Source organism: Gemella sp. 27098_8_155 (assembly GCF_041433725.1).
Taxonomy (GTDB): domain Bacteria; phylum Bacillota; class Bacilli; order Staphylococcales; family Gemellaceae; genus Gemella; species Gemella haemolysans_D.
On sequence record NZ_JAPWCA010000004.1, the window covers coordinates 1 to 14,551 of the forward strand.

General features: G+C 32.1%; 13 protein-coding genes. 4 read left to right on the forward strand and 9 right to left on the reverse strand.

Annotation, left to right across the window (positions count from 1 at the left end):
• Both O5Y44_RS02610 and O5Y44_RS02615 read right to left on the reverse strand, forming a co-directional pair.
• On the reverse strand, positions 1–2,084 hold a 2,084-nt coding region (locus O5Y44_RS02610; RefSeq protein WP_371465464.1), incomplete at its 3' end, for a G5 domain-containing protein.
• Between the two features lie 182 nt (positions 2,085–2,266).
• Positions 2,267–2,569, reverse strand: a complete 303-nt coding sequence (locus tag O5Y44_RS02615) for a YSIRK-type signal peptide-containing protein (protein ID WP_316447324.1) — start codon at positions 2,567–2,569, stop codon at positions 2,267–2,269.
• A 922-nt stretch (positions 2,570–3,491) separates the two neighbouring features.
• Between O5Y44_RS02615 and O5Y44_RS02620 the strand changes: the two genes are divergently transcribed.
• A complete protein-coding gene (locus O5Y44_RS02620; RefSeq protein ID WP_271966163.1) occupies positions 3,492–4,256 on the forward strand; it encodes a M15 family metallopeptidase in 765 nt (254 codons plus the stop codon).
• Between the two features lie 24 nt (positions 4,257–4,280).
• Positions 4,281–5,198, forward strand: a complete 918-nt coding sequence (locus tag O5Y44_RS02625) for an SH3 domain-containing protein (RefSeq protein WP_371465466.1) — start codon at positions 4,281–4,283, stop codon at positions 5,196–5,198.
• 53 nt (positions 5,199–5,251) lie between these two features.
• Here O5Y44_RS02625 and O5Y44_RS02630 read toward each other — a convergent pair whose 3' ends face one another.
• From O5Y44_RS02630 to O5Y44_RS02640, 3 genes are all read right to left on the reverse strand, one after another.
• The gene (locus O5Y44_RS02630) at positions 5,252–6,493 is read right to left on the reverse strand and encodes an MFS transporter (protein WP_371465467.1); all 1,242 of its coding nucleotides are present in this window, start codon (positions 6,491–6,493) and stop codon (positions 5,252–5,254) included.
• Positions 6,494–6,805: 312 nt separating this feature from the next.
• Positions 6,806–7,402, reverse strand: coding sequence for a ComF family protein (locus O5Y44_RS02635; RefSeq protein WP_371465468.1), 597 nt, complete (start codon positions 7,400–7,402; stop codon positions 6,806–6,808).
• Between the two features lie 3 nt (positions 7,403–7,405).
• Positions 7,406–8,944: a DEAD/DEAH box helicase gene (locus tag O5Y44_RS02640; RefSeq protein ID WP_371465469.1), complete on the reverse strand. Its 1,539-nt coding sequence runs from the start codon at positions 8,942–8,944 to the stop codon at positions 7,406–7,408.
• Positions 8,945–9,235: 291 nt separating this feature from the next.
• On the opposite strand from O5Y44_RS02640, the gene hpf reads away from it, so the two are divergent.
• Both hpf and O5Y44_RS02650 read left to right on the forward strand, forming a co-directional pair.
• Positions 9,236–9,781 carry a ribosome hibernation-promoting factor, HPF/YfiA family gene (gene hpf / locus O5Y44_RS02645; RefSeq protein WP_271987217.1) on the forward strand — a complete coding sequence of 182 codons (546 nt, stop codon included), beginning with the start codon at positions 9,236–9,238 and terminating at the stop codon, positions 9,779–9,781.
• Positions 9,782–10,444: 663 nt separating this feature from the next.
• Positions 10,445–11,020, forward strand: a complete 576-nt coding sequence (locus O5Y44_RS02650) for a DJ-1 family glyoxalase III (protein ID WP_371465470.1) — start codon at positions 10,445–10,447, stop codon at positions 11,018–11,020.
• A gap of 53 nt (positions 11,021–11,073) precedes the next feature.
• Here O5Y44_RS02650 and O5Y44_RS02655 read toward each other — a convergent pair whose 3' ends face one another.
• The 4 genes from O5Y44_RS02655 to O5Y44_RS02670 form a co-directional block, all read right to left on the reverse strand.
• A complete protein-coding gene (locus O5Y44_RS02655; RefSeq protein ID WP_271966173.1) occupies positions 11,074–12,150 on the reverse strand; it encodes an iron-containing alcohol dehydrogenase family protein in 1,077 nt (358 codons plus the stop codon).
• A 231-nt stretch (positions 12,151–12,381) separates the two neighbouring features.
• A complete protein-coding gene (locus tag O5Y44_RS02660; protein ID WP_371465471.1) occupies positions 12,382–13,599 on the reverse strand; it encodes an HD domain-containing protein in 1,218 nt (405 codons plus the stop codon).
• A gap of 105 nt (positions 13,600–13,704) precedes the next feature.
• On the reverse strand, positions 13,705–13,953 hold the full coding sequence (rpsR, locus tag O5Y44_RS02665; RefSeq protein WP_003148047.1) for a 30S ribosomal protein S18: 249 nt from the start codon (positions 13,951–13,953) through the stop codon (positions 13,705–13,707).
• A 23-nt stretch (positions 13,954–13,976) separates the two neighbouring features.
• Entirely contained in the window at positions 13,977–14,546 is a 570-nt protein-coding gene (locus O5Y44_RS02670) for a single-stranded DNA-binding protein (RefSeq protein ID WP_271966176.1), read from the reverse strand.
• Positions 14,547–14,551: the final 5 nt, after the last annotated feature.

The window sequence follows — 14,551 nt, forward strand, 5'->3', positions numbered from 1 at the left end:
ACTCCATCTTGTCCACGTTCACCTTGAACACCTTGAGCTCCTTTGTCTCCTTTTGGTCCTTGTGGTCCTTGGATTCCATCTTTACCTTTATCCCCTTTAAGTCCTTGTGGTCCTCTAATATTACCAATTTGTTTCCAGTTTTCGCCTTCTTTTTTGTAAACGTCCCCTGTAGTAGCATCAATGTAAGTGTCACCGTCTTTACCATCTTTAGCAGTTGGCGCAGTAGCTCCACTTAGTAATTCAGCACCGTTACGTCCGTCTGCTCCAGAAGCTCCATCTGCACCATTACGTCCATTTGTACCATTCAAGATATCACTTGTACCAATTAATTCATCCACACCTGGATCGTATTTACCGTTACCGTTATTATCATAGTATGCTGTAATACGAGTACCCTCTACTGGTTGTGATGCTGATGCTGTAGATGGGTCGTCTGCTAATGCTCTTCTTACTCTTCCACTTCTTTGATTATTAATTCTTACTGCTGCTTCTGCTAATGCATTTAAGTCAATAGTTGGTGTACGTCCATCTTTACCATCTTTTATGTTAGCTACAACAGACTCTTCACCAGGAACTGTAAATGTAATGTCAGTACTACGACCATCTGCTCCACGAGCAGTTGTAACTTTAGGAGTAGCTCCCTTGTCACCTTTCTCACCTTTTGCACCATCTGCAATCACAACTTCTTTTAATTTTTTATCTGAATTATCTAACTCATTATTACCATTTTCATCATAATAGAAAATAACTGTTGTTGTTTTAGCTTCTTCATTTCTATTTGTTGCAACTAATGGAGATTTCCCATCAAATCCATCTCTTACAACAGTATTAGTCACATTTCCTCTACCATCATTAATAGTGATCGTGTGTGTACCATCAGCTTTATTATCTTTAACAGTAACTGTTGGAGTAACTCCATCACGTCCTGCTGCTCCTGTTTCCCCACGATCTCCTTTGTCACCTTTGGCTCCAGTTAATCCGCGTTCTCCACGATCTCCTTTGTCACCTTTGGCTCCAGTTAATCCGCGTTCTCCACGTTCTCCTTTGTCACCTTTGGCTCCAGCTAATCCGCGTTCTCCACGTTCTCCTTTGTCACCTTTGGCACCATCTTTAATATCTATATTTTGTATAAGTTCATCTACACCTTCATTATAGATATTATTTCCGTCTTTGTCTAAATAGAATGTTAAGTGATTAGTATCACCAACTTTATTTTGATCAACACGTGGTTTTACTACTTCTGTTTTTTCAACTAAGTCTTTTGCTACACCAATTTGAACAATACGTGGTTGTGCTTCTCTTGAAATGGTATTACTAATTGGTAATCCTAGAACTGTTTCTTCTCCGAATTTATGTACTTTATAAGTTATTTGACGTTCACCATTAACACCGTCTCTAACTTTTTTTGTTTCACCTTCTGCCAATTTAGTTGTTGGTAGATAGATTGTTTGGAAGTCAATCGCTTCAGTAAAAGTTCTTCTTCCTGCAGCCCCTCCTGTTGGGTTTGCATCTAAGTATAATGGGCGCTCTTTAAAGTAATAGTTTGAATTACTATAAGGGTCATTAATAGTAGCTTCACTTCCTCCACCTTGGTTAACGTTAAATGTCGTTGTTTGTAATCTAAATGATAGATCTCCATTTACATTACTGAAAGGTAAGAAGAATTTTATTAATTGATTTTGTCTAGTATCTACTGAACTTGCTAAAGTATATCCAGAATGAGACATAAAGTTTTGCCCCTTAACAATACTAGGATTCCCATTAGTCCCTGATACACTTCTTAATTGTGGTGCAGCAAAACCATTACCTGTGTGAAGGATAAAATTATTTCTTACAAATTCTCCACTTCCAGGACTTTGGTAATTAATAGACACATCAATACCATTTCCTCTACGAGTTGTTGTTACATCATAATGAATTGGATGAGCACCACGTGCAGATCCCTCACCTCTAAATGTATGAGTGCCATTACTTACATCTGTTGGCTCAATTGCATCTTCTTTTCTTAAACGTTCAATTTTGTCATGATTAGTCGCTGCTGATGCATTCACTATATTCGTAGGGGTTGCAGTTGGATGATTCACTGGTTGACTTGGGGCTGGACGACTTGGTCCACGTCTTCCAGCTGTTCTGAATCCACTGTATCCTTCTGTACTAGAAACAGCTCTATCAGTACTAGTTTCTCTAGTTTCAGCTTTTGGTGCTGTAGCTACTGTTTCTTTAGGCGCAGATTGAGCCTCTACAGCCTTAGATTCTACAGTTTCAACTACTTTTTTTCTGTACCAGTAGCTGCTACATTATTATTTTTCTCTTTTTCTACAACTGTTGTTATAGCCTTTTCCCACGTATTAGCCGTGGTACTACTTCCACTCTCCGTTGCAACAGCTTGTGTTGATGCTTGAGATGATGTATTTTCTGACGCTTGCGCATCTGCTCCTCCTAGAAAGAAAAGCCCTGATAAAATAGCTACACTGGCAGCTCCTACGTTATACTTACGAATACCGTAACGATTAAACTTCTCGGTAGTATTTTCATCTATCTTCCAATTAGTTTTTGATTTATTCTTCATTGTTAAACTCCTTTTCCCTGCAATAAATGTATTTTTAGGCCATTTATTAAAACCTGTTATGATTCGTCACAAAATGTTCACCTAAAAATCGGCAGCTTTTATGATGATAATATATAAATCATTGACTAAAATATACACCTTAATCTGCTATATGTCAAGCTCTTTTAAAAGCGTTTTAATTTATTCTCTAAAAAATATTAATATAGTATTTTTTACAATAATGTTAACAACTTAATATGAATACGACTCCAAACCCTTTATATCAATGCACTAAGTATTCTTAAGCAATATTTTATTTTTATATTTCTTAGACATAAAAAATTACTAAGACTGCTATAATTCAATCCTTCTTACGTCAACATTTTGTTAGATTATATGACATGAAGTTAATGTTATTTTTTATATTTTTTAACTAATTAAATTCTACTACTGTTTCAGTCACAATTATTACAGTGTTTTATTTATTTCACTATTCTATTAAATATTTTTATGCCCACTATAAAAAATATCATGAATACTTTAGCTAAATCTAGTATAAATCATTGGGAAATTAACACATTAAATTCTTTACATCAATATTTAGAAAATACATATATTACCTAAATATAATAATTCTATTTTTAATATAAAAATAATATAAATATGTCTTTTATATTAATATTTTATATTAGTATTTTTAACATTATTACACCTGAAACAATAATAAATTAGAAATATTTTTTAATATAGATTTAGAAATTTAAGATTATTAAACTCTAATATAGTAATTTTTTAATAAAAATCATGTTTATAATTGACAAAAACAGCTATTCAACTTATCATATTTAATAAGAGATATATTTAAATTAGTATTTATATTTTTTTGCATTAATATTATGAATTAAATGCGGTTATTAAACTTAAAGAAAGGGTTATTTTTTTTATGAAAAAATATATTATTACTATCGTTACAGTTACTTTAGTAGTTTTAACTGTTGCTTTGGGTGGCTTTTATTATTTAACTAAAGATGATAAAGCAACAACTCCTAATTCATCTAATCAAAAACAAGATTCTAAGACTTCTACTAATAAAGAGAACGATAAAAATAAAAATGGTGAAAATGAATCATCAACTATGGGTAAAACTCCAGAAACAGTTACTAAACCTACAGTTATCAACGGTATTATTTTAGCTAATAAAAAACATCCATTACCTGCTAATTATAATCCCGGAGAAGATCCTACTGCACGACAAAAAGTTAACAAACTTATTGCCGATGCTCAAGCATTAGGTCTTAATGTTTCTAACCAAGTATCAGGTTTCAGAGCCTACGATACTCAGGCTGGTCTGTACAATAATTATGTAGCTGCTCATGGAAAACAAGAAGCAGACAGATTTTCAGCTCGTCCTGGATACAGTGAACACCAAACTGGTTTAGTATTCGACCTTATCGACAATCAAGGTAAACTACTAGGGTCAGACGGAACTAACGAAGCCAGTAAAAAGGCTGCTGAATGGTTAGCAAATAACGCACATAAATATGGATATATCGTTAGATACAAACCAGAATTCGTAGATAAAACCGGTTATATGGAAGAAAGTTGGCATATCCGTTACGTTGGAGAAGACATCGCTAAAACAATCCACGAAAAAAATATTTCACTTGAAGAGTATCTAAACGCTCCTGGTGGAGATTACGCCAACTAAAATATTATTAAAAAGGAGAATTAAATGAATAGAAATAGTCAAGGCCCAAACAACCAAAACTTCAATAATCAAAATTTTGATCCTAACTATAATTACGATCCGAATCTGAATAACACTCAATACAATAATCAAGGTTATGATCAACAATATCAAAACACTCAATACCAAAACACACAGTATCAACAACCTCAAGATTATAACAACCAACAACAAAACTACAACGTTCCTCCTATGTATATGGAAGAACCTAAAGAAAAAAAGAAAAGTATTATTCCAGTTGTATTAACAGCTATCATCACTTTTGTAGTACTAGTAGTAGAATTATACTTCGGCTATAATAAATTCTTGAAAAAAGAAAATGTTATCGACTTAGCTACATATGAAGTAAACTTCGTAACATATGGTGCTGAAGGTGAAGGAAAACCTGAAGTTGACATTAAAAAAGTTCCTGAAGTTGCTAACTCAAATGCGGAAATCTCAAACTTATTATCAAACCCAGACATCTCATTTGATAAACAAAGTAATTTAAAAAATGGTGACAAAGTAGAAGTAACTATTTCATTAAATAAAAATACAGTAAACAAATTAAAACTTAAAACAACAGGAGAATTTAAACGTACATTCACTGTTAATGGTTTAAACGAAAAAGCTAAAGAAAAAGAAACTATTATCGTTAAAGAAAGCTCTTCCAAACCTTCAGCTTCTTCTAGCTCTTCAAGTTCTGGAAGTCGTCGTAGTGATGAGCGTACAGTTTATGTTAGACCATCAGCTGGGGTTAACTTAAGAAGTTCTTCTAACGACTCAAGTAGTATCATTACTCCTATTCCAGTAGGACGTTCTGTTTACCAACACTATATCGAAGTAAACTCTGAAGGTGAAGCATGGGCTTATGTTTCATACGGAGGAAGTAATGGTTGGATAAGAGCCGACCTAATCGGATAATAAATTTAAAATAACAAAAAAGTTGATTCACAAAATCGTGAATCAACTTTTTTTTAATTATCTCTAACTTTGATTTTAACCATAAGCATACTTACTATAGTTATTCCTATAACTATTAAGAATATTGCTTTACTTTGCGAGAAACCAAATAAACCATTTTTCACATGTTTAGCAATCCATACATATACATAATCTCCGTAATAGATTCCTAGCGCGAAGAACGCTTGGTATATCCCCATACTTACATTACGGTATTCTCTATCAAAATATTGCATAGCAAGTGAGATTAGCGCATTATATGCACCTCCATACCCTAATCCGTTAAGAATATAACTAAAATAAATAACATATGGATTATTAACATACAACGCTATTATGTAGAATGCTAATGAACATCCTAATAAGAATAATAAGGTTTTTTGAATACCCCATTTTCTAGTGAAATACACTCCCACAAGAACCCCTGCAATAAGCTGAGGAACAGCAAAGACTGCATCCATATACGCAAGCATAAGCGGCGTCATGTTTAGCTCTGTTTTACCATAAGCTATCATATTAGCACCACTTGTTGAAAATTTAATAAATGAAAGTAACAATGCTAATAAACAGATATAAATAAAACTCTTATGCTTAATTACTACTTTTACTTTATCAAATGAAAAACCACTATCAATTGGGCGATAATCTTTCATCATAAACGATAATATAAACGTTACTACTGCAATAACACCTGCTACTATCCACATATAATCAAAGTGTTTATATGTATTCATAGTAAAGACATATTGTATCGGTGCAGCGATAAATTCGGCTAATAACGGTGCTACAGATAATATCGAAACTGATACCGCAGCCTTATCTCTTGAAAATGTTTCTGAGAAAATAACATTAAATAAGGCAAGCATTGTTGCACTTATACCTAGAGATAATGACGATAGGTATAACGTCACATAACTTCCGTTAAACGTAACTAAAAACGATGTTACAATTAGTAAAAATAACGAGATCTGCACGAATATTTTTCTTCTCTTAAAAATATCGCTCGCTAAAAACATCGGCAACCTTACAATTAAACTCATAAGTCCATAACCTGCAGCAATCTGTGCAGCAAGTACCGGAGTTAACGAAAGTCCACCTTGTTCAACCGGCGTTATAGCATATAATTTTCTATATGCTCTTATAATACTTATTGCCGACCAAAATAAAACTAATATCCAAAAAATAATAATTTGATCTTTATTTAATTCAAATTTTTTCGACAAGAAAACTACTAAAATTAAAATTAATGCGATCATTATAAATGAAAATAAAATTTTTGTTTTAACCATCTCCTAACTGTACAATTTGAGGTTGCTCCAAAAGTTCTAAAAATTAACAAAATTTATATGAGAACTCATAGACGAAGTGGTTTATTGATATCTAAATGCGCTTTATAAAAGCTTTTTAGATATCTAATAAACTGTGCGGGGGTGACTTGACAAAATCGATTTCTACGAAATCACGATTTTTGAGTCACTCCCAACCTTTCTAAGACAACATTTAAAATCAACTTTAACATTATACCACAAATATCTAAGTTGTTAAGTAAAAAATACTCAGATTATTTATTAAATCACTTTCGATAATGTCAAAAAACTTATATTTATCTTTGGATAAAATTCTCTTATAGTTTTAGCACAACCTAATAGGGTATTCCCACTTGTAAATATATCATCTATAATTAATAAACTCCCAACCTTTTCCATTTTAGAAACAGTAGGTAGAATATAATATTTATTCTCCCTTCTCTCTTTATGAAGTTTCGCCTGCTTTTCTCTATATTCACAGCCTAATATCTTCTCAAAATTAATATCGCATATTCTGCATAGCTGTTCAATATGATCAAATCCTCGTATAATCTCCCGAATCTCATTAGTAGGTACAATCGTTATCAAATCAAACTTATTTAAAGATAAAAATTGTTTAAATAAATTTTTAAACTTCAGCGCACACGCTACATCTCCAAAATATTTTATTGAATAAATATCATCTTTTACAAACTTATAATCTGAGAAATAATAGAGAGTGTATTCTCCTACTTCTAACACATTTATATCAAGATGTCCCTTACATTCAGCACACAGTTGAAATTTTTCCTTTGTTTTAAAAATTGTATCGAAACCTAACTTACTCCTAATTTCTGATCCACAAAAACTACAATTCATAATCTACCTCCTATTTAACTTTCTATATTTAGCCAAGTTATTCATATATTCAATCTCTTTAATCGCCGCTTTCATCTCCCCGCTAATTTTATCCGATAAAAATACTATATCCCCACTATTATCATAATCTTTTCTTCCTACTCGCCCAGAAATTTGGATTAATGCTGACTTTGTGAAATTTATATGTTTTGCATCAAAAATTATCACATCTAGATAATCAAAAGTCACACCGCGTTCTAATATAGTAGTAGTTACAAGAATATCTATTTTCCTATCATAATACGCCCTGATCTTTTCACTCCTATTTTCATCTTCACTATATACAAAATCTATAATAATATCATCTGCCAAGCTCTTATTTAAATAAAGTACAGTCGTCTCACACATTCCTATTTCAGGGACAAATATTAAGATTCGTCTGTTTTTCGCTAACCTGTCTTTTATAAATTTCTCTATAAATTTGGATTTTTTCGTAAAATCAAACACCTCTGCCTTTTCAATTTTAATTTTCGGCACGGGTAATAAATATCTATGGTATCGTATAGGTATTTTAATAACTTCATCGACACTAGCTTTAATTTTATTTGAAGGCGTAGCTGATAAAAACACAAATACCCCATTATTTTTCAAACTTGTTTTCGCACCATTTTCTAAACATTCATCCCCTGAATACGGAAAAGCATCCACCTCATCAATTATCACTATATCAAAATAATTGTAATACTTCACAAGCTGGTGAGTAGTCATTATATAAAAATTAGATTCTTCTAAAACCTTCTCTTCACCGTGTAATACACTTATAGGATAACCACTAAAATCGCGAGAAAATCTTTCAAATAATTCTTTAACTACATCTCTCCTTGGAATAGCTAAGCAAATAGTTTTATTTTCTAGAATCGCTTGATAAATTACCTCATAAACTATTTCTGTCTTTCCTGCACCACAAACAGCCCAGACTAGTGTACTTAGATCTTTTCTAGTATTCTCTACCAATCTTTCACTCGCTATCTCCTGGACATCACTCAGTTTTACACTTAGTCGTTTAGGTTCTTCTATTTTCGATACTGGAATATTAATATGAATTTTTACAAAATTATCATCACTTCTTCCAAAATCAATACACCTCCTACAATACGTAGTCTTCATACCATTATTTTCAAAACTAAAAAATAAATTTTGATCTCTATTGTCGCATTGTAAACAATGATATTTATCCTCGTCCAACTCTACTGAATATATCTTCTGGATATAAGGACAATTATCTAAACATTGTAATTTAATTTTTAAATTGAGTAATCTAGAAATAGACAAAAGCAGCCCATTGTACTTTCTTAAAAAAGTTAAATCACTTTCTTTCATAGTATAGACTGCTCCTGTAGTTATCTCATCATAAATTTCTTCAAAATCATCGTTTCTTTTCCCAAAACTATCATAACTCTCTTTGATTCTTCTATAATTAATTCTTTTCTCATAATCATCCATTTTTGAATAATAAATTATATAAAGTGCTTCTATAAATTCACAGTACTCCCTAAAAAACATTTTTTCTCCCCTCCTCAGCTGTAAATATTTATTAAATTTTCAGATTATTTTTACTCATATAGTTAATATTTTAAGCTTCTACAATTCTTTCTAACTTCCATAATTGCTATATTTAATTTTATTTTAACAAAAATATATTTATAAAGCAAAATAAATATCCATTTTATAAAAGTGACATTTTTATGCAAACTATATTGCTAACGTTATCAAAAAGTGGTATAATATAACTATAAAAAGAGGGGGAACCCCCTATAAAGTAGCTAGGCTACTTTATGAAAGGAGTGCTTTAAAATGTTAAGATATCAAGTACGAGGAGAAAATTTAGAGATTACTCAAGCAATTAGAGAGTATGTTGAGAACAAAGTTTCTAAATTAGAAAAATACTTTGCTGACAGTTTAGAAGCAAACGTTTACGCTAATGCTAAAGTATACAAAAATAATAAGAAAAAAATTGAAATCACTGTGCCACTTAAAGGTGTAACACTTCGTGCAGAGGAAACTAACGAAGACTTATACGCAGCTGTTGATTTAGTTGTAGACAAACTTGAACGTCAAATGAGAAAACACAAAACTAAAATCAACAGAAAAGGACGCGAAAAAGGATTTGTTGAAGAAAATCTTCTTACTAGCGAGTTAGAAGAAACTGAAGAAACTGCATTAGATTTCGGTAAAGTTAAACAACTTAAAGTAGAATCAATGACAAGAGAAGAAGCTGTATTCCAAATGGAACTTCTAGGACACGATTTCTTCGCATTCTTAGACAGCAACACAAATGAAATTTCAGTAGTATACAAACGTCGCGACACTGGATACGGAGTTCTAGAAATTTCTAAATAATTAACAATGAGTTTAAACTTAATCAACCATCTTCCGTAGGTGGTTGATTTTTCTTTGCAAATGCAATAAAATTAAAATAAAGAAATAAAATAGGTATATAATTTCTCTTGTATTTTTTCATACTCTTATAGCGGCGAAGGACGAAGCTGACCCAAAAGTACTAGATTTTAAAAATAGTATACATAAAAACTCATAAACGCAGTGGTTTATCGATATCTAAATTCACTTTATAAAAGCTTTTTAGATACCTAATAAACTGTGCGGAGGTGACTCGACAAAATCGATTTCTCCGAAATCACGATTTTTGAGTCACTCCCTAGTAAATGAGCCTATAATCTCATTTACTCCTTACAAAATTGTTATTCAATTTTGTTATCACCACTATAGAGTATTTTAAAAGAATATTTTAAGAGTAGACTAATTTTATTGTATCCAATTAGTTTTTATATTCCTTACTATTTTATAGTAGCTAAAGTAAAACACAATAGTGTTTTACTGCGAAGAAATAAGACTACAGGCTTATTTCTTAACCGGAATATCCTTTTGTACAACAAAAGATATGGAGGTGTCGCAAGCTACACAAAAAATAGTAAGGAGAGAAAATATAAACTTACAAAATACCTTTTCTATAACTACACACAATACCTATTAGGAGGATTTTTTATGACTAAAAAAGTTGCTTTATTCGTTGAAAATGGAAGTGAGGAGCTAGAATTTATCGCACCTCTAGATATATTACGCCGTGCAAATATTCATGTTGATCTAATTTCTGCCAACAACGAAGATCGCATAACAAGCTCACATGATGTGAAAATAATAGTAGATAAAAAAATTAACGATATCGACAATATCCTTGACTATGATGCTATAGTAATCCCTGGTGGAATGCCCGGAAGTACACTACTTCGTGACAACGACAAAATAATAACATTCTACCAAGACATGTATAGCGCTGGAAAACTTGTTGCAGCTATCTGTGCAGCACCTATCGTTTTAAGTAGAGCTGGTATACTAGAAGACAAAGAAGTGACTTCTTACCCAGGATTCGATAAAGAAATTAACTGCAAAACTTACAATAACGAAAAAGCAGTAATCGTTGATAAAAATGTAATCACTGCCCAAGGACCAGCTGTCGCAATTTTATTCGGTTACGAAATCGTTAATTATCTACTTCAAGACGATACCGCACAAAACATTAGCAACGCAATGTTAGTTCCAGTATTAAAAAATAACTTATAAAACATAAAAATTAAGACCTCAGATTGAATCATCCGAGGTCTTTTATCATTTTATTATTTTGTTAATTCTTCTAATTCTTTCATCGCATTAAATACAACTTCTGGTGTACAAACATCAACTGCAAGTTTAAACGTTTCTTTTTCACTAGCTGCAAATTCTGCAATTTTCTTCATTTTTTCTTCTACATCTTCAGTTACATTAACACAAGCTAAGTTGTAAGCTAAGTTATTGTCTTTATAGAATGGAACAAGTTTCTCAACTTCTTCTCTCTTACCTTCAGCAAGTAATTGAACTAAGATACCATATGATACTTTTGTACCGTGTAACACAGAGTGTGTTTCTTTAACTAAACTCATACCATTATGAACTGCGTGAGCTCCCGCCATACGTCCATAGTGAACACCGAAGCATCCAACACATCCTGAGATTGCGAATACTGTGTCTACAGCATTTTTGAAACTTTCAGTTACTTCACCTTTTTCCATAGCTTCTAATGCACCATTAGCATCACGTAAAAGTACATCACGAGTGATTTTAGCTGCTTCTAATCCCATTCTTACAAAAGGATCGTTAAATTTATTGTTTCTTTCAACTAAAACTACTGCTTCATACCATTTTGCTAAAGTATCACCGATACCTGCTACGAAATATTCTTTTGGTGATTCTAATAATAAATCTAAGTCTGCCACACAAGCATATGCAGTACGTTTAAAGTATGCAACTTCTCTAAATGTGTGGTCTGGGTGATAAACCGCAGCTACAGGTGCATAAGGTGCACAAGTTGCGATTACAGTTGGTACTGTCATGTACTCAACGTTTAAGTTTTGTGCTACACCTTTGGCAGTGTCGATAACACGACCTCCACCTACTCCAAGAACTACATCAACACCTTCTCCAAATTCATCTGCAATACGTTGCATATCTTCATAAGATGCTGATCCATCATATTTTGCCACTCTAAATTCTCTATTTCCTTTATAAAACTTCGTAAACGCCGCGTAAGATTTTTCTCCAGTAACAATCAAAGGAGTTTTAAACCCTTCTAATCTATTATCAAGTGCAGACAATGCCCCACTTCCTGAAATATATTCACTTACCCCTGGTCTCGCTACATTTGCTAATTCAAACATTTTACATCTCTCCTTTGTTGTTAATTTATTTTTGTTTTTTATAATGTAATTATGATTATAACATTTCCGAAAACTAAAATCAATAGTAAGTTAAAAATATTTTATTTTCTGACAATTAAATTAAAAATTAAAAATCCTCATCTTTTAACCCTATATAAAAACAAGGCAACATAGAAGTGTTCCTATTTTATCTCTTTTAAAACATATCTACATTACCTTAAATTTTTTATTCTATCTCGGGAAAAATATAGTTCCCTCTTTTTTAGTCTGACCTTTCGTTATAGATTCAACGATAGTACTCGCTTTTTCAAGAGCTACTATCTGTCCATCTAATTTCTCAATTAAAATTTTTCTACCTTTATACGGGCTATAGACACTCGCTTCTATATTCTCTATCCTTAAATAGTATTGTTCATCATACCCATTCTCACGTAGCATATTTTGTATTTGAGCTAAATTCTCTTCATTATAATCTACATACTCAAAAAGTTTTCTATTTTGCAATCTTTTCGCTAAATCTGCAGCTATTACATCCTCTTTATCTTGGATAAGAGCACAACAGTATAATAACGAATTCTCATCTAATCTGAAGTACTCTTCTTCACTAACTTCAGCTTTTTCTAAAAATGGAATTAGCACCTTCATATCTTCAAAATAATCTTTATTGTCTTTAAAAATATCTTTCAATCTATTAAATAGTTGAATAAACACTGCTTCATAACTTCTAGCTACAGGGTGATAGTAAACTTGCCAGTACATTTGGTACCTCGCCATAATATAATCTTCTACACTATGGATACCTGTATGTTTTACTACAATCACCTTCCTACCTTCACTTGTTTTTCTAACACGCATCGTACGCAATATTCTTTCTAAGTCAAATTGTCCATAACTCGTAGCTGTAAAGTAAGAATCACGTAGTAGATAATCCATTCTATCAGCATCGAGTTGCCCAGAAACAATCTGATTCAATATATCATTTTCATGAGTATGTTGAATAATAGAAACTATATCTTCAGGCATTTTTTTAGATACTGCTCGTAAAATAGAATTAAGTTCAGTGTCCCCCAATATTATTTTTGCTGTATATTCCTCATGACTATGATTAGTTACATGTTCAAAAGCATGAGAAAACGGACCGTGTCCAACATCATGTAATAACCCAGCAAGCATCACACACACTTTTTCATATTCAGTTAACTCAGCGCATAGCGTCTTAACCTCAGTTACCATCCTTCTTACAATTTCATATACCCCTAACGAGTGAGAAAATCTTGAATGTTCGGCTGTTGGATATACTTGAAAATCTCCCCCTAATTGTCTAATACGACGCAATCTTTGGAATTCTTTACTATCAAGACAATTCCAAATCACTTCATAATGAATATGAATATAACTATGTACTGGATCCTTTAATACTTTAGTTTCATCTAATCTTTTTAATTCCATCCCTATTCCCCCTATCATAACCGATAATTTTTACTATATTTCTCTCTTATTATATCAAAGCACAAAAAAAAGACAAGCCTAAGCTCATCTTTTTCACTCTTATTCTTATTTTTCGTCTACTACGTATGGTAAAAGTGCCATGTGTCTAGCTCTTTTAATTGCTGTAGTTAACATTCTTTGGTACTTAGCTGAAGTACCTGTTACACGACGTGGTAAGATTTTTCCACGTTCAGAGATGAATTTTTTAAGTAATTCTACATCTTTGTAGTCGATAAATTCTACGTTATTTTTAGTGAAATAACATACTTTTTTACGACGACGCATGTTGTTACGACGATTGTTATTTACTGCCATTGTGCATGTCCTCCTATGTAATTTTAGTCTTCTTTAAACGGATTTACTACATCCTGCATGAAGTCATCATCTAGATTACTTGGGAAGTTTTCCCCAAAGTCAGAGAATGATGAACTATCATTAATAAAATCTTGCATAGCTGAATTAGCTTGTCCAAAGTTTTGATTAGTATTGTTGTTATAATAATTTTGATTATTATTATACGCTGGTTGTGATTGAGGTTGATTAAAACTCATAGAGTCAAAACCATTGTTTTGTCTACTATGTGAGCTATTTTTTGATTCAAGGAATTGAACAGTTTCCGCTACTACTTCAGTAACATAAACTGTGTTTCCATCTTTACCTTGATAATTTCTCGTCTGTATTCTACCTTCAACAGAAATCAGACTACCACGTCCTAAAAAACGTGCCATATTTTCTGCTTGCTTTCTAAAAGCTACACAGTTAATAAAGTCTGCTTGTCTTTGACCATTTTGGTCAGTGAATGTTCTGTTTACAGCTACTGAGAAATAAAGCATTGGAATATTCGAACTAGAATATCTCAATTCTGGATCTTTAGTTAATCTACCTACTAATACTACACGATTTACCATAGTAT

Coding starts and splice junctions, on each gene's coding strand:
- O5Y44_RS02615 (WP_316447324.1), bottom strand. CDS start 2,569: ATGAAGAATAAATCAAAAACTAATTGGAAGATAGATGAAAATACTACC.
- O5Y44_RS02620 (WP_271966163.1), top strand. CDS start 3,492: ATGAAAAAATATATTATTACTATCGTTACAGTTACTTTAGTAGTTTTA.
- O5Y44_RS02625 (WP_371465466.1), top strand. CDS start 4,281: ATGAATAGAAATAGTCAAGGCCCAAACAACCAAAACTTCAATAATCAA.
- O5Y44_RS02630 (WP_371465467.1), bottom strand. CDS start 6,493: ATGATCGCATTAATTTTAATTTTAGTAGTTTTCTTGTCGAAAAAATTT.
- O5Y44_RS02635 (WP_371465468.1), bottom strand. CDS start 7,402: ATGAATTGTAGTTTTTGTGGATCAGAAATTAGGAGTAAGTTAGGTTTC.
- O5Y44_RS02640 (WP_371465469.1), bottom strand. CDS start 8,944: ATGTTTTTTAGGGAGTACTGTGAATTTATAGAAGCACTTTATATAATT.
- hpf (WP_271987217.1), top strand. CDS start 9,236: ATGTTAAGATATCAAGTACGAGGAGAAAATTTAGAGATTACTCAAGCA.
- O5Y44_RS02650 (WP_371465470.1), top strand. CDS start 10,445: ATGACTAAAAAAGTTGCTTTATTCGTTGAAAATGGAAGTGAGGAGCTA.
- O5Y44_RS02655 (WP_271966173.1), bottom strand. CDS start 12,150: ATGTTTGAATTAGCAAATGTAGCGAGACCAGGGGTAAGTGAATATATT.
- O5Y44_RS02660 (WP_371465471.1), bottom strand. CDS start 13,599: ATGGAATTAAAAAGATTAGATGAAACTAAAGTATTAAAGGATCCAGTA.
- rpsR (WP_003148047.1), bottom strand. CDS start 13,953: ATGGCAGTAAATAACAATCGTCGTAACAACATGCGTCGTCGTAAAAAA.
- O5Y44_RS02670 (WP_271966176.1), bottom strand. CDS start 14,546: ATGGTAAATCGTGTAGTATTAGTAGGTAGATTAACTAAAGATCCAGAA.